General features: G+C 40.3%; 24 protein-coding genes. 16 read left to right on the top strand and 8 right to left on the bottom strand.

What is annotated here, in order from left to right; translation table 11 throughout:
- Nucleotides 1–70 precede the first annotated feature (70 nt).
- The gene (locus tag P2E05_RS15585) at nt 71–1,201 is read right to left on the bottom strand and encodes an ORF6N domain-containing protein (RefSeq protein ID WP_276122880.1); all 1,131 of its coding nucleotides are present in this window, start codon (nt 1,199–1,201) and stop codon (nt 71–73) included.
- Nucleotides 1,202–1,270: 69 nt separating this feature from the next.
- Nucleotides 1,271–1,432 carry a hypothetical protein gene (locus P2E05_RS21715; protein ID WP_006660985.1) on the bottom strand — a complete coding sequence of 54 codons (162 nt, stop codon included), beginning with the start codon at nt 1,430–1,432 and terminating at the stop codon, nt 1,271–1,273.
- A gap of 120 nt (nt 1,433–1,552) precedes the next feature.
- Between P2E05_RS21715 and P2E05_RS15575 the strand changes: the two genes are divergently transcribed.
- The 6 genes from P2E05_RS15575 (at nt 1,553) to P2E05_RS15550 (ending at nt 7,697) form a co-directional block, all read left to right on the top strand.
- Nucleotides 1,553–1,798: an Arc family DNA-binding protein gene (locus P2E05_RS15575; RefSeq protein WP_039862517.1), complete on the top strand. Its 246-nt coding sequence runs from the start codon at nt 1,553–1,555 to the stop codon at nt 1,796–1,798.
- Nucleotides 1,795–3,252, top strand: coding sequence for an ATP-binding protein (locus tag P2E05_RS15570; protein WP_276122879.1), 1,458 nt, complete (start codon nt 1,795–1,797; stop codon nt 3,250–3,252). Before P2E05_RS15575 ends, P2E05_RS15570 begins: the two co-directional genes overlap by 4 nt.
- Before the next feature lie 51 nt (nt 3,253–3,303).
- On the top strand, nt 3,304–3,699 hold the full coding sequence (locus tag P2E05_RS15565; protein ID WP_276122878.1) for a hypothetical protein: 396 nt from the start codon (nt 3,304–3,306) through the stop codon (nt 3,697–3,699).
- 70 nt (nt 3,700–3,769) lie between these two features.
- Nucleotides 3,770–4,162, top strand: a complete 393-nt coding sequence (locus tag P2E05_RS15560; RefSeq protein WP_276122877.1) for a hypothetical protein — start codon at nt 3,770–3,772, stop codon at nt 4,160–4,162.
- 70 nt (nt 4,163–4,232) lie between these two features.
- Nucleotides 4,233–7,475 (top strand): hypothetical protein, encoded by a 3,243-nt coding sequence (locus tag P2E05_RS15555; RefSeq protein WP_276122876.1) that lies wholly within the window; start codon nt 4,233–4,235, stop codon nt 7,473–7,475.
- A gap of 15 nt (nt 7,476–7,490) precedes the next feature.
- Nucleotides 7,491–7,697, top strand: a complete 207-nt coding sequence (locus P2E05_RS15550; protein ID WP_276122875.1) for a hypothetical protein — start codon at nt 7,491–7,493, stop codon at nt 7,695–7,697.
- A 1-nt stretch (nt 7,698) separates the two neighbouring features.
- On the opposite strand, the gene P2E05_RS15545 is transcribed toward P2E05_RS15550, so the two are convergent.
- Nucleotides 7,699–7,926, bottom strand: a complete 228-nt coding sequence (locus P2E05_RS15545) for a hypothetical protein (protein ID WP_272578229.1) — start codon at nt 7,924–7,926, stop codon at nt 7,699–7,701.
- Nucleotides 7,927–8,053: 127 nt separating this feature from the next.
- Here P2E05_RS15545 and P2E05_RS15540 point away from each other — a divergent pair, with 127 nt between their 5' ends.
- The 6 genes from P2E05_RS15540 to P2E05_RS15515 all read left to right on the top strand — a co-directional run bounded on the left by P2E05_RS15540 (nt 8,054) and on the right by P2E05_RS15515 (nt 15,992).
- Nucleotides 8,054–8,407, top strand: a complete 354-nt coding sequence (locus tag P2E05_RS15540) for a phage tail protein (RefSeq protein WP_272578228.1) — start codon at nt 8,054–8,056, stop codon at nt 8,405–8,407.
- Nucleotides 8,404–9,108 (top strand): phage minor tail protein L, encoded by a 705-nt coding sequence (locus P2E05_RS15535; protein WP_272578227.1) that lies wholly within the window; start codon nt 8,404–8,406, stop codon nt 9,106–9,108. Before P2E05_RS15540 ends, P2E05_RS15535 begins: the two co-directional genes overlap by 4 nt.
- A complete protein-coding gene (locus P2E05_RS15530) occupies nt 9,108–9,833 on the top strand; it encodes a C40 family peptidase (RefSeq protein ID WP_272578226.1) in 726 nt (241 codons plus the stop codon). Before P2E05_RS15535 ends, P2E05_RS15530 begins: the two co-directional genes overlap by 1 nt.
- Nucleotides 9,830–10,303: a tail assembly protein gene (locus P2E05_RS15525; protein ID WP_081095929.1), complete on the top strand. Its 474-nt coding sequence runs from the start codon at nt 9,830–9,832 to the stop codon at nt 10,301–10,303. The genes P2E05_RS15530 and P2E05_RS15525 overlap by 4 nt, the downstream gene beginning before the upstream one ends.
- Nucleotides 10,304–10,310: 7 nt before the next feature.
- On the top strand, nt 10,311–14,399 hold the full coding sequence (gene gpJ, locus P2E05_RS15520) for a TipJ family phage tail tip protein (protein WP_276122874.1): 4,089 nt from the start codon (nt 10,311–10,313) through the stop codon (nt 14,397–14,399).
- A gap of 66 nt (nt 14,400–14,465) precedes the next feature.
- Nucleotides 14,466–15,992, top strand: coding sequence for a hypothetical protein (locus P2E05_RS15515; protein WP_276122873.1), 1,527 nt, complete (start codon nt 14,466–14,468; stop codon nt 15,990–15,992).
- A gap of 77 nt (nt 15,993–16,069) precedes the next feature.
- Here the strand turns inward: P2E05_RS15515 and P2E05_RS15510 are convergent, their stop codons facing one another.
- Complete coding sequence (locus tag P2E05_RS15510) at nt 16,070–16,330, bottom strand: hypothetical protein (protein WP_154623742.1); 261 nt, start codon at nt 16,328–16,330, stop codon at nt 16,070–16,072.
- Nucleotides 16,331–16,682: 352 nt separating this feature from the next.
- Nucleotides 16,683–17,528 (bottom strand): NADPH-dependent 7-cyano-7-deazaguanine reductase QueF, encoded by an 846-nt coding sequence (gene queF / locus P2E05_RS15505; RefSeq protein WP_154623743.1) that lies wholly within the window; start codon nt 17,526–17,528, stop codon nt 16,683–16,685.
- Nucleotides 17,529–17,684: 156 nt separating this feature from the next.
- Between queF and syd the strand changes: the two genes are divergently transcribed.
- Nucleotides 17,685–18,245 (top strand): SecY-interacting protein, encoded by a 561-nt coding sequence (syd, locus tag P2E05_RS15500; protein ID WP_272657345.1) that lies wholly within the window; start codon nt 17,685–17,687, stop codon nt 18,243–18,245.
- A gap of 392 nt (nt 18,246–18,637) precedes the next feature.
- On the opposite strand, the gene P2E05_RS15495 is transcribed toward syd, so the two are convergent.
- Nucleotides 18,638–19,552: a VirK/YbjX family protein gene (locus P2E05_RS15495; protein WP_196713512.1), complete on the bottom strand. Its 915-nt coding sequence runs from the start codon at nt 19,550–19,552 to the stop codon at nt 18,638–18,640.
- Nucleotides 19,553–19,812: 260 nt separating this feature from the next.
- On the opposite strand from P2E05_RS15495, the gene P2E05_RS15490 reads away from it, so the two are divergent.
- From P2E05_RS15490 to P2E05_RS15480, 3 genes are read left to right on the top strand one after another with little or no spacing between them, the layout of a single operon-like run.
- Nucleotides 19,813–20,148, top strand: coding sequence for a YqcC family protein (locus tag P2E05_RS15490; RefSeq protein WP_154623746.1), 336 nt, complete (start codon nt 19,813–19,815; stop codon nt 20,146–20,148).
- Between the two features lie 7 nt (nt 20,149–20,155).
- Nucleotides 20,156–20,914: a tRNA pseudouridine(65) synthase TruC gene (gene truC / locus P2E05_RS15485; RefSeq protein WP_154623747.1), complete on the top strand. Its 759-nt coding sequence runs from the start codon at nt 20,156–20,158 to the stop codon at nt 20,912–20,914.
- Between the two features lie 24 nt (nt 20,915–20,938).
- Nucleotides 20,939–21,391, top strand: a complete 453-nt coding sequence (locus P2E05_RS15480) for a flavodoxin (RefSeq protein ID WP_247046706.1) — start codon at nt 20,939–20,941, stop codon at nt 21,389–21,391.
- Between the two features lie 60 nt (nt 21,392–21,451).
- Here the strand turns inward: P2E05_RS15480 and P2E05_RS15475 are convergent, their stop codons facing one another.
- A complete protein-coding gene (locus tag P2E05_RS15475) occupies nt 21,452–21,838 on the bottom strand; it encodes a DUF3461 family protein (RefSeq protein ID WP_154623748.1) in 387 nt (128 codons plus the stop codon).
- 331 nt (nt 21,839–22,169) lie between these two features.
- Nucleotides 22,170–22,994 (bottom strand): 2,3,4,5-tetrahydropyridine-2,6-dicarboxylate N-succinyltransferase, encoded by an 825-nt coding sequence (gene dapD, locus P2E05_RS15470; protein ID WP_154623749.1) that lies wholly within the window; start codon nt 22,992–22,994, stop codon nt 22,170–22,172.
- Between the last annotated feature and the right edge of the window lie 50 nt (nt 22,995–23,044).

Genomic DNA, 23,044 nt, shown 5'->3' with positions numbered 1-23,044 from the left:
CACTAAGAAACTAGACTGATAAAAAACTGAGGTGAGGGTAGGATGAGAAAGGGCTTCCTTGCCCTGTCATCTATTTGATTGCTTTGGTGCTATCATGTTTCTGTAGATGGCAAAGATTGCTATAGGTAGCTCCTTGGGCGTCAGCTAATCTACTAGTAATATGAGACTCAAGCTCTGGGTTTAGTTTCTCTATTGCAGGTGAAAGGGTGTTTCTCCACTCTTCACGTATAGCTTTAAGATGTTTATAAACGACATTAGTATTATTTAGCAGCATCTTTAAATCTGATCTATTTGCCATCTCAAGCTGCATGATTGTGGCTCTCAGGTGATTGCGTAATGCTCTTAGTTGAATTTGAGCAGCTGATACATCAACACCTGCCGATTGCAATTTATTTAGCAGAACACCCACAGGGTTTGGATATTCAGGCGCAGTTTTCAGCATGCAGCGAGGGTAAGCATCTGCATGAGATAGAGCCTCTTTCTTGCTGATGTTTTCTTCTTCAAACAGCCAATCATATTCATCAAAGAATGACATTGGCATCGCAAGGCTTTCAAGTCCAACTTGTGGTAATTGTTGTTTAGGAATGTATTCGCCTTCAAGCGCATCAAGAAATGAAATGGCTTGCGGTATCTGCTCAGGTAGTAGCTCGTTGATGTGGTCAACGCCGAACTCTTTGTGAACATGCTTCCAGATATCAGGGTAAATATTACCAACACCTGTAGCAATTAAACGCTCGGCTGTTTGACGTAGCGGAGTGAGTTCTTTTGCTGTTGATTGGCGGAGGTTAATTTTTTGTTGAGCATCTTCTTTCTTAGCAAAATAGAAATCTTCTAGCGCTTCGAAAACATCCCATGCGTTATCGGTGTCTAGCATTTTGGCGTGACGAGCGGCGCCGCGCTCAGTCCAAAGTATAATGCTTTTCGCGTGCTTACTAATGATTTCTGAGCCTTTGTAAACTAACTTACTTTTAGTAAGCCAGTTCTTGAATTCCTTTAAAATAGAGCCTGTTAGCTTATAAAAATGTTTTCCTTCAATGAATCTATTTTTATTTCTAGAGTGGTTAACTTGAATATTAATCACCTCTGTTCCGTATACATCGGCTAGCATATCAGTGGTGATCACGGGAGCGCCTGAGTGAGCAATCAACGGCATAGATTTTACCGAATTGCTGGTCTCATTAATATTTGATACATTATTCATGTCGGTTTCTCCTAAGACTCTGACAAAATAGAAGCCCTGACTATCGCAAGTAGTTGGGGCTTCGCTGTTTTAGTTAGCACTTTTCTCTCTTTCTTTCACATACCAAGCTACTGCTTGATTAAGTATTGAATTCTGTGAGATTCCATCTTTTTCTGAATACTCTACTACCTTACTTTTTAGCGTTTCGGTTAGTCTAAGCTGAAGTTTGCTTGTTTTCTTATGACAGTTCATAGTACATCCTTTGTTTGTTGTGAGTTAAAGTGATGTCACAAAGGTATCAACGTAATCCTATATTGTCAAAGTTTATTTGGATATATTGTGATATCAATGTGGTGTTATGAGAAAAGTAAAATGTCACGAATAAGAGATATCATCCCATACAGCCTACGGATGCCTGATAGCCTAAAAGAAAAGCTGGCAGAAAGAGCCAAGAAAAACGGCAGGTCACTTAATTCCGAAATGGTCATGATTTTACAGGCGGCAGTAGACGAAGAAAGAAAACCGAAGAACATAGACGAACTTGCCAACTTAGAATCAGATAAATTCAAAGAGCTATTCATGGAAACCGTCAAGAAGATGTATGAGGGTAAATCATGACTACAAAAGCTTTTGATTTAAATATAGAAAAGATATTAGAGAACTGGGAAGTTAGGCATGCAGTGCGAGAAATTATCGCTAATGCCTTGGATGAGCAAGCACTAACTGAAACTGAAGAAGTCCAAATATTGAAATCTGACAATGGCTGGGTTATCAGGGATTTTGGTAGAGGCATTACTTACACCCACTTAACCCAAAATGAGAATCAAGAGAAACTTAATGCTCAAAATGTTATTGGTCGATTCGGTATAGGCCTGAAGGATGCTTTGGCAACGTTTGAGAGACATGGTGTTGAATGTTTAATAAAGTCAAAGCATGGCATTATAAAAACAACAAAAATGACCAAGCAAGGATTTGGCGATATAACCACACTGCATGCGATCATTGAGGAACCTCTAGATGCTGATTTCGTTGGTACAGAGGTTAAGTTAAGTAACATTGATGACAATGAAGTAGAGGAAGCTAAATTGCTTTTCCTTAATTTCAGTGGCGCCAAGATTATAGACACCACTGGATATGGTCAGGTTATTGAAAATAGTGATGGTGAAGGGAAAATTTATATAAATGGCGTGCTAGTTGCTAGAGAAGAAAACTTTTTGTTTTCATATAATATCACACGCCTAAATGCTCAACTAAAAAAATCAATTAACAGGGAAAGAACTAATGTTGGCCGTAGTGCTTACACCGACACGGTAAAAAGAATTCTGTTATCGTCTAAAAACGAAATCGTAATCGATAAGCTTGCTGATGATATGTCTGGCTATGAGTATGGAACAATGCATGATGAGTTATCATGGATTGATGTACAAGAGCATGCCGTATCGATTTTGAACTCATCAGGAAATGTGATGTTTGTTACATCAGAAGAGGGGATGTTGCATGGTTCGCTGATTGATGAGGCTAGAACAAATGGTGTTCGAATAGTAACTATTCCTCATAATTTAAGAGCGCGAATTGCAGACTCTCAAGATATAGATGGGAATGCAATTAACGATATCGATAATTTCAAACAAGCATATAACGATAGCTTTATATTTAAATTTATCAATGAGTCCGCTCTCTCTGGAGAGGAGCGAGATATTTATCAATTTAAAGATGAAATAGTAAGATTATTTGGTGGTCTACCTAGCTACGTTGTTGATATAAAGCTTTCTGATGCCATGCGACTCGATGATATGACAATGAGAGAAACGTTGGGATGTTGGGACCCTAATTCAAATTGCATTGTAATGTCACGGAAAACATTAAAATCACTTTCTATGTTTAGTGGAACTCTTGTCCATGAATTAGTGCATGCTAAAACAGGCCTGCCAGATGTGAATAGAGAATTTGAAACCGAGTTAACCAATGAAATAGGCAATGCTTATTGCTTATTACTGGCAAATAGCCAAAGAAATGACATTGATGGCATTAGCATGACAAAAAGTAAAAAACCTTGGTATAAATTCTGGTGATGGTTAGGTTTTGATAAATTGCTGTAAGCATTAATTTATTAGGAGTTCTCCATGAGTAAATACAAGAGTAAAGTAGATAAAATACATAATCTTAGCGATGATGAGATAATAAAGCTTCACTTTGATCTTCAAGAAGAAATAAAGAAACAATATAAGAACAGAGAGAAGAAAGATTGCCTTGATAAAGCTATAGAGCTATGCGATATGGCGATTTCAATATCTGGACTAGTTATGCGTTCAATGAAAAACAAGCATGAAAGAGAGTGCGACGAGTATCACACCATATTTGGAAAGCCATCGCCAGCTAGTGATTTTTACTATCCTAGCCATTATGCATTCAATCAAATGTGCGTTATTTTGAGGAAAAATGGTAACCAACAGAGGCTTGATGAGATAACTAGAAAGATCAGCGCCGAGGGTTGGGGTTCTGGTAGTAATAAACAATAAGCATCAGAATTGCTTCAATTTGCACTGGTTAGTGTTTATAGTTGCCAAAAATAGCAAAAAGGTACTAAGGATGAAAAAAGCATTGATTGGCTTGTTTATTTTAGTGGTAGGTTTTAATGCATATTCTAATCAGGTAATCGAACGAGATTTAACTGATAACGAGAAAAAAGAGATTGAAAAGACAGTAAAGGAAAAGCTTAAAGACCCATACACGGCAGACTTCAAACACAATAAATTAATTTATGAAGGTAAGTCTGGAGTGTATTGCGGGATGGTTAACTCGAAGAATTCATATGGTGCATATGCTGGATTTACACCATTCAATGTATTTATCGTTGACACAGTAAATGATAAAGGTGAGCGCGTATTTGTGGTAGCACCAATAACAGTTAGTGACGCAACGGATAACTTAAGTGTTGAGTCGGTTAATAAATTTTGCCGACAGAAAGGTTATAAGTACTAAAAACAAACCCATTTTATGCATAGGCCCTGTCAAATTGACGGGGCTTTCTTTTTTCTAGAGGAAAATAATTATGTCAGAAAGCCAATCAGCAGGTGGTATCCACTACGATGTAAGCATGGATATTAAAGAATTGCTTGTCGGTGAGAAGCAAGTTAACAAAGTAATGGACAGCGTAGAGAAAAGCACAGATAAAGCCACTGACTCCTTAAATAGACTAGATAAAACCGCATCCCAAGTGGCTACAGCCATGAAGATGCCAGAAATAAATAAGCTATCTCGTGACATGGCTCAATTGTCTGGAAAGATAGGGGCTAATTCAGCGGCAACTGATAAAGCTATGCAATCACATAATAGATTTACAGGGGTGTTGAGCACTGTATCTAGTCAATTAGGTGCTGGATATGTTAGTAATGTAGGTAGTGCCACGGCATCACTAATCAGCCATACAAAAGCTGCAATAGAAGCAACTCAGGCTGAGTTAGCAAATGCTGAAGCCAATAAGAAACAAGCTGAAACCTATCAGGCATCAGCGGCACAAATGGTACTAAATGCCAAAGAAGAAAAGGCGGCAGCACAATCAGCAATTGAAGCGGCTAAACAAAAAGTAGCAGCAGCGGACAGCTTAACTGTTTCATTGGAAAAACAATATGGGCAGTTACAGCAACAAGTTAAAATTCAAAGAGAATTATTAAAAGATGCCGAGTCAACATACCAAATAGCACCTAAAGCAGAAAACTATCAAGCGGTAGTTACTGCAAGAAATAAAATGATGGCTACAGAAAAGAAAATGCAAGCCATCGGGAATCAGATCGATAAAGAACAAGCGGCAGCTTCATTAGCCTTACAAAAAGCCAAGGAAGCAGAGATGGCTGCAAGCGCAAAAGTTGCAGCAGCTACTGCATTAGAACAAAAGGCAAAAGCAACATTAACTGCTACGAATGAAGCTGTTGCAGCTGCTACGGCAAAGGCAACGCTCGCGACTCAAGCTCAAACAATGGCAATGAATGGCCTTCGTGGTGTAATGGCATTATTAGGTGGGCCAGCAGGATTATTTCTTCTAGCGGCAGCAGGAGTTTATGCTTTATATGAAGCCATGACGGACGACACTGCATTAAAAGAATATAACGCTAAAATAGATGAGATGATCAAGAAAATAGACTCATTAACATCTAAACAGGCAGAGGTTGTCTCTAGGGAGCTTGGCATCAGGATCGCCAAAACGAAAGAGGAATTAGCAAAAAGTGTAGAAGAAGCTAAAAATTTAGAAAGCTCCCTTGAGAGGATGAGTAAAAAAGAGCCAAACTTTAACATTAGTAAGTCAATAGAATGGGCCACTAATGAATTAGGCAAAGTCAATTTGCTAATAGAGGAAGGCACAAAAAAAATAAGAGAACAAGAAGCTCAGCAGCGAAAATCTAATCAGGTGTTTAAGGATAGAAAAGGTATTGAGCCTGAGCGCGTAGAAGCAATTAATATTTTTAATGAAGCAACAAAAAATACAATTGAATCAAATAAGTTGCTCGCTAAAACTATTGCTCTTGGGTCACCAGAAGCAGCAAAAATGGAAATGGCATTAGATGCCTTGGAGAAAAAGCTAATAGATTCGGGCGTTCAAGCTAGTGAGGCTGAAATTCAAGTTTCAAACTATAGGAATGCGTTAGAGGCAGAGAGAAATAATAAGTTTGAGTTAATGCTTCAAGGTGTTGAGGAGAATGTTCAAGCCTTGAAAATAGAAATGGAAGAAGGTAAAGATGCCGCAATTGAGTATTTAGCAACGGTTAAAGCAGCTCAAGCTGGTATTGATGATCCTGATGTTCTTAACAGATACATATTGGCATTAAAAGAGCAATATAAGATACAAACACAAATATCGAACAGTAAGAAAAAAACAAGCAGTGGCGGTAAGAAAGATAAAGCCTCTGAAGAAATCAAACGCCAACAAACTGAACTAGCTTCATTACAAAAACGCTTTGAGTTACTAAGCTCTGGTGTTGGTGATGTAAATAAAGAAATGGCTGTATTTGAAGCCATTCAGAAGCTTGGTGAAAAAGCGACTCAAGGTCAGAAAGATGCTGTGGCAAAGGAAGCAGCTGAAATATACGACCTAACCCAAAAAGTTAATGACTTTACTAGAGCGCAAGAAGCCACACCAGAGTTAAAGCTGGCCCGTGAATTCGGAGAGGAAGCTAAAACTATTCGACGTATGTTTGATGAGGGATTCATCGATAAAGAAACGTTTACGCGATTAGGCAGAGAAGCAACTCAGGCATTTGAGCAGGGAATGACTGACATCAAAGTCAATAGCACAGTCAACAACATCGAAGAAAATCGAGCCAAATTCGACCCCATCCAAGCTTTAGCAAATGAACAAGCTAAAAAGCTGGTGATGATGGAGAACTTCCACAATCAAGAGCAGGCGTTACTTGAAGAGGCTTATGCAAAACAGCAAATGACTCACGAGCAGTTTACTGCTGCAAAAGAGGCGACAGATGCTCAGTATCTAATGTTGAGGACAGCTTCTCAGAACGAATTCAACAAGCAGATGACCGAGGCGGGATGGCAAATACTGAGACAGCAAAATCTCGGTTTTGAAATGCTCACAGGCGCTATTGATTCGTTTTCCGGTAACGCATCCAATGCTCTTACAGGGATCATTACTGGCAGCATGTCAGCAGAAGAAGCCCTTCGCTCAATGGGAAGCACGATATTAAATACATTGGTTAACTCATTTGTTCAGATGGGTGTTGAGATGGTGAAGAACTTCATTTTATCTCAAACGCTCGGCAAAGCATCAGCGATGGCAGCAGCCGCAACAGCAACAGCAGGAGGCGCGGCAGCATTGGCAGCATGGACTCCGGCGGCAATTGCGGCCTCTATAGCAACGTTAGGTACGGCCTCGGCAACTGGATTGACGGCATTTCAAACAGCGATGGCCGGTGGGCAGATGGGAAGTCAGCTTTCTGGTATGGGAACTCAAGCAGTGGGCATGGCATTTGGTGGAGGGCGTGAAAGCGGCGGACCAGTATCAGCGGATAAATATTACCGAGTCGGTGAAAATGGCAAGCCAGAGATTTACAAAACAAGCTCCGGTAAGCAATACATGATACCGGGTGACAATGGGCGAGTTATTTCGAATAAAGATATCGGCGGCGGTTCTGGTGGCGGGATAACAATCCAGCAAGAAAATTACTTCACTATTCATACGACAAATGGAATAGATGAAGCAACAATGCAAAGAATGCAAGATATGATGAAAACCACAACCTTGATGGTTATAAAAGACCAAAAACGTGTAGGTGGAATGTTAAGTTAATTAAGAGAGGTAGTTATGAGCAATCAACATTTAGAAGCAGTGATCAGTGAGTTATCAGCACGAGTAACGCAGCAAAGTGCTCAAATCGAGGAATTACAAAAACAGCTCACTGACATGCAAGCGGCAATGAGCTGTGAATTACGGGAAGTTAATCAACCTTTACTTAGTAACAGTATTGGTTTTAGCTGCCATAAATTTAGTATCTATAGCTCAGCCAAATAATCTATTTTAACTGAAATTGAGCCAATTCATCTGCCACTTTGTTTAATTCTTTCATTTTTAATTGGCGCATTTCAATTAGCATTTCCTCTTGAGCATCCTTTGTCATTCGCCTAAAAATAAGAGCAACGGCTAATTTTAGAGCGGTAACTTCACCTGCTATATCTTCTTTTGTATCACAGATGGTGCCCATTGAAATGTTGTTAAGTATACCAGTTGGTTTTTTGGTCATTAAATTTCCTCACACCGAAGCTAATCAGCCATCCCTTCGGTAAAATTCACAGGGCTGACCTTTAACCATAAACCAAATTTATCTATTGAAAATCCTGACATTAGATCAGTTCTAAAGGAGACTAGTTGTGACCCCAATATTCAATTGGGTGCCTCAGAAAGATTTCACTGTCACAGAAACCCCCAATGTATCCGTCGTTACCTTTGGTGATGGCTACGAGCAGCGCCAGCAGAAAGGCATTAATCCCATACTTTCTAAATATTCCGCACTAACTTTTATTGGTGTCGATGGGCTATGCGGAAAACCGAATGTAGCAAAAGAGGTTAGGTCTTTTTTGAAGGCGCGAGGGGCGGTGGAATCTTTTTTATGGACACCTTCCGATACAGGGCTACAAGGGCGCTATGTTTGCCGTAGTTGGTCCTATTCGAAAAACGGAATAATTCACAAACTAACGGCAGAGTTTGAAGAGGTGGCCCGATGAGAAATATCCCGAAAGAAATGATAATTCCCACTGTAGATGCCGGAGTTACAGCGATACTCGATTTATTTGAGTTGAATTTACAAAACCTAGGTGGGGATATTATTCGTTTTTATGGTGGCGTAAATGAAAATTATGAAAATCTAATTTGGCAGGGGAAAGAATATCAGGCCCATGTAATCAAAGCGGAAGGGTTTGAGTTCAAAATATCAGGGGTATCGTCAAAACCAACGTTAACAGTCAGTAATCTATTCGGCTTTATGACAGGTTTGAATAGTGACTTTAACGACATTGTTGGCGCTAAATTAATTCGCCGACAGGTGCCAGCGACAGCGCTTGATGCAATTAATTTCAAAGATGGCAACCCAAGTGCAAACCCCACATTGGAGGCGGTGTCATGGTATATCGTTGATGAAATGACAGAGGAAACAGCCGAGCAAGTTACTTATGCTTTAGCATCACCCTCTGAAAGTGATATCGCGATTATTCCAGCTCGCACAATACTTGCTGATGTCTGTACATGGGTTTATCGCGGGGAGGGCTGTCGTTACACTGGAAAGCCTGTTGCTGATGAGTTTGATAAGCCAACATCAGATCCACTAAAAGATAGATGTTCTCATTCCAAAGCAGGTTGTCGACTACGCTTTCCAAAACCCGAAGTATTACCGATTGGGCTATTTTCGAATAGTAACAAGGTGGGTTAATGCTAGAACATGAGTGCATTAAATATGCGTCTGAGAGCCATTTAGAGCAGTGTGGATTGATCATTGATAATTCGTATTTGTTTAAATGTAAAAACTCGCACAGTGAGCCAGAGAAGCATTTTCGCATTAGTGGCGGGGATTGGTCGGAGGCTGAAAAGCTAGGAGAGGTAACTGCTGTTTTTCATTCCCACCCTCAAGTGAATCTTAGGCTATCTGCCGCAGACAGAAAACAGCAACTCATGACAGGGCTTGATTGGTGGCTTGTTAGCGATAATAGATTGCGTGTATTTGAGCCTGTTCCTCATCTCCTTGGTAGACATTTTGAACATGGAATTACGGATTGCTACACGCTGTTTAGAGATGCATATCATTTATGTGGCGTCGACTTGCCCGAATTCGAAAGGTCTGACGGCTGGTGGTTGCGGGATGAAAATTTGTATATCAAAAATCTCCCAGAAAATGGTTTTTATCAAGTCGAACTCTCGGATATTCAACCACTCGATATCATCATTCGTTCGCCATTTTACGGAGCGAATCCAAGCCACGCCATGGTCTACCTTGGTGACAACATTGCAATTCACCACGATTGCGCGGGGCATTTAAGCCGCAGAGAGGCTCTACGGCAGGGGCACTGGCGCACGACACATTCCATTTGGAGACATGAGAAATGGTTAAATTTGAATTCGGAGGGCATCTTCGAAGATATTTTAGCGACCTCAATATGAGCACAGACAGTATTAGCCGAGGATTGCGAATATTGTTTGGTCAAGATATAGAATTTAGAAAAGCGTTTACACAATCGCAGATGCATATCAGCATTAACAATCAAAACGTCCACCCTGACGAATTATCTTTTCATTTCGAACGAACGTTACCCGATAACACAATTGTTAAGTTTACTCCCGTAGTGGAAGGGGCTATAGCAGGAGGTATCGCAACGTGGGTTGTTGTTGGACTTGTCGCAGCTTCTATTGCTTTGTCACTTTATACATTATTCAAAACACCTAACAAACCATCATCTACTGACGCACAGTCAGACAAGATAACAAACAACTCATTTTCCAGCGCTGAAAACCTTGTTGGTCAAGGTAGGCCAGTACCTATTTTACTGGGGGAAATGGTGGTGGGAAGTAACGTGATATCGCTGGGTATCGATACATCAAACAACCAAGATTGGGATATTTCAATAAGTTGAGGTCACTATGTCGTCAGGCGGCGGTAAAGCAAAAACTCCTATACTCCTTAATGATAATTTAAAGTCAAAGCAATTTTTACGTGTGCTTGATTTGATATCAGAAGGGCCAATATATGGGCCAGTTGATACAGAGCATATGTCATCAATCATGCTCAATAAGACGCCCGTTACGAATAAGAATGGCGATATTAGCATCAATGGCGTTGCTGCTGCGTGGCGAAACGGAAGCGAGTATCAAGAGCCGATAAATGGTTTTGATTACTTAGAATCTACCGTAATGGTTAACAATGCGGTAACAAAAGAGACACCACTAGTTAGAACGATAACGAATCAAGAAGTTGACAGAGTTCGATTAAATATCGGTGTCAGTAGCTTAGTTAAAACAGACTCAAGCGGTAATCAGGAAAACAGTTCCGTACAGATGGCGATTGAAGTTAAGTCGGGTAACGGTGGGTATGTCACACAAAAAATCGTCACGATAGGCCCCAATAAAATATCAGGAGAGTATTTAGAAGCTCACATTATTGAAGCACCAGAGCAAAAGCCTTTTGATTTGCGAGTGCGAAGGATTACCGAAGACAGTAACTCAGATTCATTGCAAAACGGCACTATTTGGAATAGCTACACTGAAATAACAGATGATCGGCTATCATATCCATTCTCGGCTATTGTCGGCGTTGTTATCGACAGAGACCAGTTTAAAGATACTCCCACGCGCAATTATCACTACAGAGGGTTGATTGTTGATGTGCCCGATAACTATGACCCAATCAATCGCACCTATAACGGAGTTTGGCTTGGCGGTTTCAAGCAAGCATGGACTAACAACCCTGCTTGGCTTTATCGAGCACTGATAAAAAATAATCGATATGGGCTTGCAAAAAGAGTTGGCTTTGTTGATATCGATGATGGTCGATTATATGCACTTTCTCAGTTTTGCGATCAGCTTGTCAATGATGGTCATGGTGGAAAAGAACCAAGGTTTACGCTCAACGCATATCTAACAAGCCAAGAAAAAGCCAAGGTTATCTTAGATAAAATAGCCTCGTCACTTCGAGGCTCCTCAGTCTGGGATGGGTCTTATTTTTCAATGCTTATCGATATGCCATCAGACCCAGTAGCACTTATCACTAATTCAAATGTTATTGATGGTAAGTTTACTCGAAACTCAACGCCGAGTGACGAGCGCTACAATGCCGTGATTGTATCGTGGGTTGACCCCAATAACGGGTGGGAGACATCAAAAGAATATGTTGCAGATGATGTATCGATTGCGAATGACGGATACAAAGAGACGACAATAGAAGCTTTCGGATGCACAAGCCGAGGCCAAGCTTATCGAGTCGGTAAGTGGCTGCTTGAGACTTCCTTAAGAGAAACTGGGCGAATCTCGTTTTCAATGGCTCGTGATGCTATCTCATTTATGCCGTGTGATATTGTCGAAATCGCCGATAATCAGCACATAGGCACACGAGTTAGTGGGCGCGTAATTTCAAGGAATAAACGCATTATTGCCGTTGATGCGCCGATTGAAATTAACGAACAATCAATTACGTTCTCTATGATGGGGGCGCACGGTAAACCTGTTAAATTCGATGTTGATTACATTGATGGAAATAAAATTCACTTACTGTCAGAGCCTGAATATTTCAAAGAACATTCCCCTTTTGTTATTTCGGCCAAAAATCTTAAAACAAAGCTCTATCGCATCACGAGTGTGAAAGAAGAAGAGGGTAATGGCAAATATAAAATATCAGCAGCAGAGCATAACCCGAATAAACAAGCGATTGTTGATGAAGGGGCTGTGTTTGATCAACCTACGAATACTATTAATGGCTATCGTGCACCATCAATTGAGCGCTTGCGTGTAATTAGCGTCAATAGCCCAACGGTACAGACCACGGTTGCATGGGAATCATCAACAGTTACAAAAGATTTATCATTCGAGGTTCGAGTGTATAGCAACAACGGCAACGTTGTGTTTGAAGATGAAACAGACCTATTTAGCTATAATTTCTTCGGATTGAATGCTGGAAATTATTTTGTCGGCGTTAAAGCTAAAATAATTAATGGGATGAAGGGCGCAGAATCTCAAATTGAAATGAATATAGGCGCACCACCAAAACCTACTCATATTCAAATCGACTCAATGCACTTTGCACTAAAAGCAACACCGTATATTTCAACTGACAACTCAATTAATACAGTGTTTGAGTTTTGGGGAAGCGAGCAAAGAGTAAGTAATGTTGCCGATATTGAGACTAAAACCAAGAGATTAGGGAGAGGTTCATTTTGGATCAAGGATGGGCTTAAAGAAGGTCAAGATTATTGGTTTTATATCCGTTCTATAAATCCTTTCGGTGTATCTGATTTTGTAGAAGCTACAGGAAAACCAGATAATGTTATTGCGGAGGTGATCGACGAGCTGGGCGACACCTTCCTCACCAACGAAGCTGGCCAGAAACTGCAAGAGCAGATTGACTTTAATCAATCCAATGTTCAGCTGCAACTTGAGCAAGCGGCAGAAGCGACACTTAACAACACTGTGATGTTGAATCAAGTCTCATTTCGCTTACTAGAAGAGGAAGGTACTCGCAGGTCTGAAATATTCCGTCTTGAGCAAGTGCGAATTTCAGACCAGGAGGCGCTAGCACGCTGGCAGCAGCAAGTTAAAACCGACTACGAGCAAACCTCATCGGCTGTTCTAAAAGTGCAAGAATCAGTGTCAACACTTGAAAAGTCAACGGCAAAAGACATATCGCAAGTCAAAGCTGAGATTAAGCAAGTTGATGACAAGTTAGGGCCGATGGATGCTCGTATTACAGACCAATCAGAGGCGATAGCTAAAGTTGATGAAACTCAAACGAAACATATTGAGACCGCCGAATCTCGATTTACTGATAATGAAGCGTTAATTAATCAGTTATCACGCTCACTTGCTAATGCTGAAAGTTCACTAGCAGAAATGGGGATGCAGCTGACAGCGGAGGTTGGAAATCAAGCAATTGAGCAACTGAGAATTAAAGCGTCAATTACTCGTTTAGATACAGTAACAGCCGATAAGTTTCAGGCATTCGCACAGTCATTTGAGAAAATTGAAGCGCAATTCAATGATGTAAACTCAAGCATTACGACTCTCAAGAAAACTGTATCAGATAATGAGAGGTCACAAGCTGAAATTAACGAGCTTATCAAGTCTGAAATTGGAGAGAATAAAGCAGCGATTGAGCAACGTGGGCAAACCATTTTTGACCACAACGGCAATGGCTCGGCAATTTACACTATCAAAACCGGCATCAACTGGAACAATCAATATTACGATGCGAAATTCATGATGGGAGCGGAAGTAAGAAACGGCAAGGTGGACACACAAATCGGCTTCAGTGCTGACACGTTCGGCATTTTCAATCCCGCAAGCGGCAAGTTAGAGCCAGTTTTCTTTGTTGAAAATGGACAGGTCTTTATTAATGAAGCGTTTATTAATCAAGCGACCATTGAAAAGCTGTTAATCGGTTCGACTATCAAATCCAAAAATTGGGATCCTTCAGCTAAAAAAGGTCTCATGCTGGACTTTGAAAACGGGAAGTTGATTGCAAATGATGCAGAAATAACTGGCAAGATTTATGCAACTGATGGTGACTTCAGGGGAACTGTCCACGCTGAAAAATTCATCGGGGATGTTGCAACGGGGGTTTTATACGAAGGGGTGTCAAAGTATTTCATTAAACAATCTGTTATGTCTATAGAAACATCAATAATCTACGTAGGAAACATGCCGTATGATGTCGATTTGATTATGCCGACAATGCATTTTTCATCTGAGCACAGGGAGCCAGCAATCAATAGACCCTTTGAAATTTCAGTTTTTGCAAATGGAGTTTCCCAAAATGTCATCACAACAACAGTTAATAGTCCAGATACAACGTGGGCTGCAATCGCATCCTGTTATATCAAGATACCGAAATATCAAAAAGACACAGTGATAAAGATACGGCTCACAGGGAGAGGAAATGGCGGCGACAACTCAAACTGCACATTAAGAATCCATCCGGCGCTTGTCTTAGCATGCAAGAGCGCCCCATCGTCCTTTAAATAAAAAATCACCACAAAACAAAAGCCGCTTAATTGCGGTTTTTTTGTATCTAAAATTCGAGGAAAAATTATGTACAACGCAGGAACAGTCACAACGACAGCAAACAGCACAAAGTTAGTGGGAGTAGGTACTAAGTGGGAAGATAACAACTCGCGAGTATCCGCAGAGCAGGTTATTTTAATTCAAAATGGCGCAACGATTTATATCAACAGCATTGCGTCTATTCAGAGCAACACAGAGATAACACTGAGTTTCCCTGTGCCTGCATCGGTAAGCAATGCGCCGTATCAAATACTGACAACGATGGTGAATTCCGTTTCAGATGCAGCAAATAAAATCGTAGCAATGAACGTTTCGAATGTGCAGTTCAGCGATATCTTAAATCGATGGGCGACAGAAAGCGGTACGATTACAGTGACGTTGCCAGACGGCACAACACAGCAGCTGAGAACGGCGAAAGAAATGGATAAGCAGCTAGATGGGAAGTTTGATAAAACAGGTGGTGCTCTGTCAGGTCGATTATCAGTAAAAGAATCACTTGAAATAAAAGATTCTCCATGGCCTGGTGTGACATTAACTCTTCCCGACAATGATTCAGTAAGAATTGAAGCGGGCAGAGGTAATGACATGGTTTATTTTATATATAGAGATAAGGATGGGAAAAGCCAAAATCAGGCTGTTTTAAAACGCAAGAACGGGATTGTTTTAACTGACCTAGACTATTACAAACCAACTGGTTTTGAAGGCTATGGTGGATTTGCTCACTACGGCAGGATGGAAGCAAGATCAGATAGAAGTGGGGCGAATGTCAACATAGCAGAAGACTTTCCTATAGGTGTTTCAGCTGGCATTTGTTCACTCAAAGATTATGGTGCTGGCTCGTCAGAGTATACCCTAGGTACGCTACTAACAGTAAGGGGATGGAATGACCCGACTGGCGCCTCCGCACAAGGGCAGTTGCTAATAACGGATGTAAGCATATTCGGCAGAACCGCGTATAAAAACGCGGATAATAAAAGTCAATTTTATTCGCCGTGGAAAGCCTACACTGACAAAAACACTACTAAAGACTCTAACGGTAATTTAAAAGCCGCGTCCCCTGTTGTGAAATTATTTGCTGATCACATTGAGCTTAACGAAGAGTCAGAAGGCGTTGAAATGGAGCACCTTGGTGTCGGTCATTACCTGATTAAAGGCGTTGTCGGTTTTAACTCGGACGGTGCATGGGGTATCAATAACGGCTTTGTCATTCCTCAAGACCATAACGGTAAAAACATGGTGCTTATTGATTATGAGGTGAGACCTGATGGTGATATTGAAGTTTTTGTCTTTCATCAACAGAACGCTGACCTACCGGAGCGTTTTCAGAACAAGCGCATTAAGCACCTTGATGAAGACGGCAACCCTGTTTACTACGAAAACTATGAGCCGTGTGACGTTCCTGAATCGCGCTGGATAGATATGCGTGTCGAAATGCCAGTGAACTCTATCTACAACCTCAAGCAAGCAGAAGCCGAGCGATTGGCGAAAGAGGAGGCGGAGAGGCAAGCGGAGGAGGCTAAGAACGCCGAAATTGAAGCCGAGGAAGACATCTAATCTTCTTTGCTGTACTCATACCCCCGCGGAAATCTCTTACTCACTGAGTTAGATTTGCGAGATTGTGCATGATTATTCTACTTTCTTGCGTGTGATTTATCAGCAGAACTGCTTAGATAACTTTCTATGAGCTCAATTACTGGAGCTCTTTTGGGTTGCTCTATCTGGCAGTACAAAGATGAATTAGAAAGTAAGAGCATAAACTCATTGATCGAAATAGCCTTGTCATCTATCTCTGTTTTATAGAAAACATAGATACGTGATTGTTCAGTGTGAGACGGCTCTCTATTTTCATTGATGCAAGTAAGTGCGAGTAAGATAAGTTGCGTACTGGTCATAAACCCTCCAATAAAGTCTGGAGTTAATTATAAGCAGTCAGACAATGGCGCGATATCAATATTGGTCGTAATGTTATCAGATATCACTGTGACGAACTGTGCCGCAAAAATGAGAGGTGAGGGGTTAATTACCCCTCTTTTTCGTTCGAAATGAAGGGGTAACTTATTGATTCATTTAGAATGAAATGTAGTGTTTTGTAGTATGAAAAATGAACTGATAATAAATTAAGCTATTGATATTTAATGCTTTTTGTTGCTTTGGTAACCTAATGGACTGATATGAGTAATCAAGTAACTCTCCTTTATCCCAAAGGGATCTTGATATAAAAATATAACAATGAACTTAAAGTACTTATTGCCGTGCTAAACGTCCTACGTCGGGCGTAAATTGTGTATTGCTACGCCATGGGTTGATATCGAGACCACCTCGGCGAGTATAGCGCGCGTAAACACTGAGTTTTTCGGGTTTACACAATTGCGTTATATCATTAAAAATACGTTCGACACATTGCTCATGAAACTCATTATGATGGCGGAAAGAGACTAAATAACGTAGCAGAGCTTCACGGTTAATCTTAGGGCCACGATAATGAATTTGTACTGAACCCCAGTCGGGCTGGTTAGTAATCAAACAATTTGATTTTAATAAGTGGCTAACCAGTGTTTCTTCCACAAGTTCATTTTCTGTGCAATGTGTTAGGTAATCACGATTAAATTCATAGTGATTAATTTCAATATCGAGTTCATCGATACAGATCCCGTCGAATGGGCTAATCGCACACTGTGAAAATTCATTTAGTTTATGGAGTGTAACGCTAACTTCCCCATTAGCACAATTGCAGAGGTCGTTTTGCAAAACGCTTCGCACATTTTCCCAAGTTTCAAAGCGAGTTTGGTTAAAACTATTCAGGTAGAGCTTGAAGCTTTTTGATTCGATCAAGTTCTCACTTCGCGCATCAACATGCACTGAGCCAATAGCCACTTGCGGTACACCTTTATTATTTAGCCAAGAAAGCTCATATAAGGTCCAAATATCAGCACCATGAAAGGGGAGGTTACCCGCATGAATATTCAATGGATCTCTATTTAGACTACGAGGAACGGCTTGAAGCAGGCTCGGATCATATTGATCATAATAGGCCGTTTTTTTTCCGAGAGTCAGTTTATCCAGCGCTGGGTTATTTTGATATTGTGACATGTTGATCCTTAAACTTCATTTACTGAGATAGCGACCTACTATAAGCAGCTAAAAATAAGAGCAATTCATTCATTGGTTAACTTCTGTCATAATATCACTTATTAGTGATATTACCGCTATTTCAATTAAATCCAATCATTAGACAATGAAATAATTATGAATATAACAGTCTCTGAAGCACTGACTCAGTTTACCGAACAATATGTGAGCAAATGGATGGCACAAACAGGCTTACCGCCTGCTTCTAGCGATCTATATGGGGTTCCTTCACCTTGTATCGTTCGTACAGGTGAAAATTGGGTTTATTGGGAGCCTCAATCATTTTCTTTACAAGATAAAAATTTAAATAAAGTGGCGACTGCACTCGATATTGAATTACAGCCGATGATCCATCCTTTTTACACAACTCAATTAGCTGGAGATATGAAAGCGCAGTTCCAAGGTCATACGCTGAATCTAGTGCAAGTGTGGAATGAGGATGATTTTATACGGTTACAAGAAAATTTAATTGGGCACCTAGTGACCCAGAAGCGTTTAAAACTATCCCCCACACTGTTTATAGCCACATTAGAGTCCGATTTAGAAATGATTTCTTTATGTAATTTAACAGGGGAAATTATTTTAGAAAAGTTTGGCAGTAAGGAAAAACAAGTATTGGCATCTGATCTTATCCATTTTATTCAGCAGTTATCGCCAGTGGTAGAGCCATTAGCGTAAGTAGCTATAGATAGAATTTGTAGGAAATAACTTACAAATTAATTAGGAAATGCGCTTTAAATTTCTTCATTTATCTAAATCGGTATTATTTAATATTTAATTTCATGTAGTTACTATCAATTAAAGAAACTCAAGTTTTACAGCGATTATTTAGTTTGTTTTACTAGGTTGTTTCATTAGTGTTTTTAATACATTCTTAATTGGCTGTGTGAAGACAGGGTTTTCGTTTTCTACCAGTAGAACAGCGGTCAAGGATGGCTAAGTGAGGTGACTCACTAAACTGTTTACAGAAGACAGGATGTCGAACGGCAGGAAGTCGTTTTTTGCAGGATGCTGTATACCATTTAAAACATGAGATAAGCCAGTCAACCCAATTGTTGGCTGGCTTTTTTTTAATTGAGTGTTTTCGTATTACGATTTGAGGAAACTGAGTATGCGGCCAATGAGCCTAAAACACTTTGGTACATTGCCTCTCTTAATGCCTCGCGCTTACGAAATGCGGAGCGATGCTGGCTTTTTACCGATTCAATATCGCGAACGGGTTCAGTTAAAGGCAAATGATACCAACCGTCAGCGGAAATAACACCATTACACTCTTGCCAAAAGTGGTCATAGCTTGACTTGAGATGCTGACGTTTGATGTGGCAGTTATTTGAAATACCCATTATTGATGTGCAATGGAAAAAAGCGGCAACAGCATAAATAGATGACATCAATAGGTTTTTAGGACGCATGCCATGCATTTGCTTAGTAATTGATTTAACTTGCTCGGTGCTCTGTTCTGTTGAAGGTCCTTGCAGAGAGCAAATATAAAGTTGCCCTTCCGTTCCAAACGAAAAGCTCATTAAATAGATATCGTCACCCATTTCATTAAGCAGGTGTAAGGTCAGGTCACCCTCTCGAGGATATTGAGAATATACGAGTCTTAACTGTGCATAATCACCTGATTTTAATTCAATATCTGCAACTTTAAGACCTTGACGTTCTGTTGAGAACATCTCTTTAATGGCCTCAAGTGTGAATGTTTTTTCTATCTGCTCTAAGGTATGGCTAGCGGTGAGTAACTTCTGCTTCCCATTCCACTCGCGATGTAAATACTTATTTAAAGGGCGTTCAGCAAAATCAGGGATATTGTCGAATTGTTTAGACATGCGAGCACAAGTGTAGTTTTCACACATCATTTGGAATTGCTGATAAGGTTTAGAGGGGAGTTTGGCAATACGTACCTGTCGTTTTAACTGTACATAACTATTATTAATAGATTGCCAAAATTTATTTTGTTTACGCCACTGCTTCAATAAGCCCATATATAAACCATATTTATCGTTGACTATTTTTTATTCAGAGAATCAAAAAACGTTAATCATATACTTATTAACTACAACAATAGATAAATAAACTTTAAATAAACTGACAAAAGGGCTTGAAATGTAAATTTTTAATTAACAGTGATTGTGCTTTTGATAGTGATTGATGATTTGGGATTGTGTTGCACCCCATATTTACGACAGAATTAATGAGCAATATGCCGTATATTTCAGACTACGTTTATTAAGTGAGTTTTTATATGAATATTGAACAACGTATCATTGAAAAGCTTTGTCATATTGAAGAAGAAATGAAGTCAAAAGCACTTTGGCGGGAATTACCGCCAAGTCCTGAAGCATTTGAAAGCACTGAGCCTTTTTCAATTGATACGATGGAAGCGATTGAATGGTTGCAATGGGTCTTGATCCCGCGTTTATATGCCATCATTGAGCAAGGCGCGGTTTTACCAAGCGCATTTGCTATTGCCCCTTATTTTGAAGAGGCTTATAAGCATGATGAAGAAGAACAATATCAATTATTACTTATGCATCTTCGTGAGTTAGATAGTTTTTTTAACAGCCAATCAGGTAGGTAACTCATTGATGTTAGAAATTATTTATCAAGATGAGTTTATAGTCGCGGTGAACAAGCCAGCCGGAATGTTGGTCCATCGTAGCTGGTTAGACAGCAAAGAAACGGTTTTTGTCATGCAGACCTTACGTGATCAAATTGGCCAATTTGTATATCCAGTTCATCGTCTTGATAGGCCGACGTCTGGGGTGTTACTGTTTGCCCTCTCAAGTGAGGTCGCGAGGCAGTTGGCGACGCAATTTGAGTCACATCAGATTGAAAAAATTTATCATGCCGTGGTTCGCGGCTATGTTGAAGAAGCACAAACCATTGATTATCCCTTGCTTGAACAATTGGATAAAATTGCAGATAAGCATGCAACCAAAGAGCCTGCATTGCAGGAATGTATTACGCATTGCCTGCCAATTGCACGAGTAGAATGCCCCGTTGCGATAGGGCGTTATTCGACAGCTCGCTTTAGCCTGTTAGAGCTAAAACCTGAAACAGGTCGTAAACATCAATTAAGGCGACATATGTCGCATATTCGTCACCCTATTATTGGTGACAGTAAACATGGTGATTTGCGTCAAAATCGCGGTGTCAGCGAAAATTTTGCCGTTTCACGGCTCATGTTACATGCCACCCAGTTAGTATTAGATCATCCCATTACCGGAGAACGCCTATCACTTGTTGCGCAGTGGGATGCGTTATGGTTGTCATTGATAAATCAGTTTGGCTGGCAAAATGAGGCTAATAAACTGGGAATGAGTGGGATGAACCCATCCATGTAGGTACTGAGTTAATAGGAGGTGTTCGTGTCAAAAATTGGTATTTTTGTAGGTACTGTTTATGGAAACTCCTTAGCAGTTGCGGAATCGGCTCAAGAAATATTGGAACAACAGGGTCACGAAGTCACTATTTTTGATGAGCCAACATTGAGTGATTGGCAACAATATAATGCAGGTGAAGGGATCGCATTAGTCATAACATCGTCAACAGGACAAGGCGATTTACCTGATACGATAGCTCCATTATTTTATGAAATTCAAGATGTTGTAGGCTATCAACCCGAACTGCGTTACGGCGTAATTGCGCTTGGTGACAGTAGTTATGACAACTTTTGTGGTGCGGGAACACGCTTTGATGAGTTATTAACTGAGCAATCAGGAACGCGAATCGGCGATGTGCTGTTGATCGACGCAATGGAAGAAGATGTGCCAGAAGAATATGCTAAGCCGTGGATTCAGTCTTGGGGCGAATTGTTGTAAATGTCTGCACCGTGAAAATATTTCTCGGTGCAGTAACGATCTGAAACTTGCGTATAAAAACTATTTGCGAGTTAATTTTTCAAGGTCAGCTTCAATTTCAGCAATTTTATTGGATACGACATGTTCCAGATGGCGTAAGTCATCCAAAATTTTGTGTTTCAAGTCGATATCATTAGTGTCGTTTTTGCAAATTTGGTCTAATTCTTCAATCGCATAGCGAAGATTAGAGTTAATTTCGTTAATTTCTTTGAAATTGTTGCTGCCATCAGCTGCCGCGACTGTTTTGCGTTGGCGTGGATATTTAAATTTCACGCTTTTCGCAAAAAACTCCCCTTTATCTTTGCGAAAATAGATTTTCAAAATGTCGTTATTTGCTTCTTGGCGTAGCGTGTAACGATCAATGTCTTGAGGATTGCTAATACCTAAACTTTTCAGATTATCATACATGTTATTCACCGAATTATAGGAAACCAAAATTTGTAGAGACACAGAGAGCGATAGCCTTGTCGACTGGAACAATATTATTCTATTTCGGGCATAAATTAAAAACGCCAATATTAAAGTCAACAATACTTCAATATGCAGGTAATAAGCGCTTTTACTAGGCAAAAAATAAAATCATACAGTTTATATGCTAAAAAGCCTGACAATGGCTAAGCTAATATTATGCGCGAAATCAGAAAATTGACAAACCCCTCTTCACAAGAAAAAGAGGTCTATCATTTTTTAGATTGGGTAGAGGAGGTCTTTTTCTCTCTAGCCATATAGGGAGGAAGGATTAATCGATGCTTCTTAATAGCTCGTTAATACCGACTTTACCGCGGGTTTTTTCATCGACTTTCTTAACGATAACAGCGCAATAAAGGCTATAGCTACCGTCTTTAGATGGCAGGTTGCCTGATACAACAACTGAGCCAGCAGGTACACGCCCGTAGTGAATTTCACCCGTTTCACGGTCATAAATTTTTGTGCTTTGACCGAGATAAACTCCCATTGAAATGACAGAACCTTCTTCGATAATGACGCCTTCAACAACTTCAGAGCGAGCGCCTATAAAGCAGTTATCTTCAATAATCGTTGGGTTTGCCTGTAATGGCTCAAGCACACCACCAATACCCACTCCTCCAGATAAATGGACGTTTTTACCAATTTGAGCGCATGAACCCACTGTAGCCCATGTATCAACCATTGTCCCTTCATCAACATAGGCACCGATATTGACATAAGAAGGCATCAATACGCTATTTTTGGCAATATAAGCGCCTTGACGAACCGCTGCCGGCGGAACGACTCGGAAACCTTCACGCTCAAAACGAGCTTGGTCATAATCGGTAAACTTCATAGGAACTTTATCAAAATAACGGCTTTCAGCACCATCAATCACTTGATTGTCATGAATGCGGAATGAAAGTAATACGGCTTTTTTCAGCCATTGGTGGGTGACCCAAACGCCAGCGATCTTTTCTGCGACACGAAGTTTGCCACTATCTAATAGGGCAATAGTTTCTGTAACTGCTTGGTGGACAGCGGGTGTTACCGTAGACGGTGTAATGGCAGCCCTGTCTTCAAATGCTTGTTCAATGATGGCTTGTAAATGCTGCATTGATTGTTTTTCCCCTTTAAGAACACGAGTAATAATATTGCTTTATGGCC

The sequence above is a fragment of the Providencia stuartii genome (assembly GCF_029277985.1).
Taxonomy (GTDB): domain Bacteria; phylum Pseudomonadota; class Gammaproteobacteria; order Enterobacterales; family Enterobacteriaceae; genus Providencia; species Providencia zhejiangensis.
The sequence above is the reverse complement of the archived record's forward strand: the minus strand, read 5'-3'. Positions and strand labels throughout refer to the sequence as shown.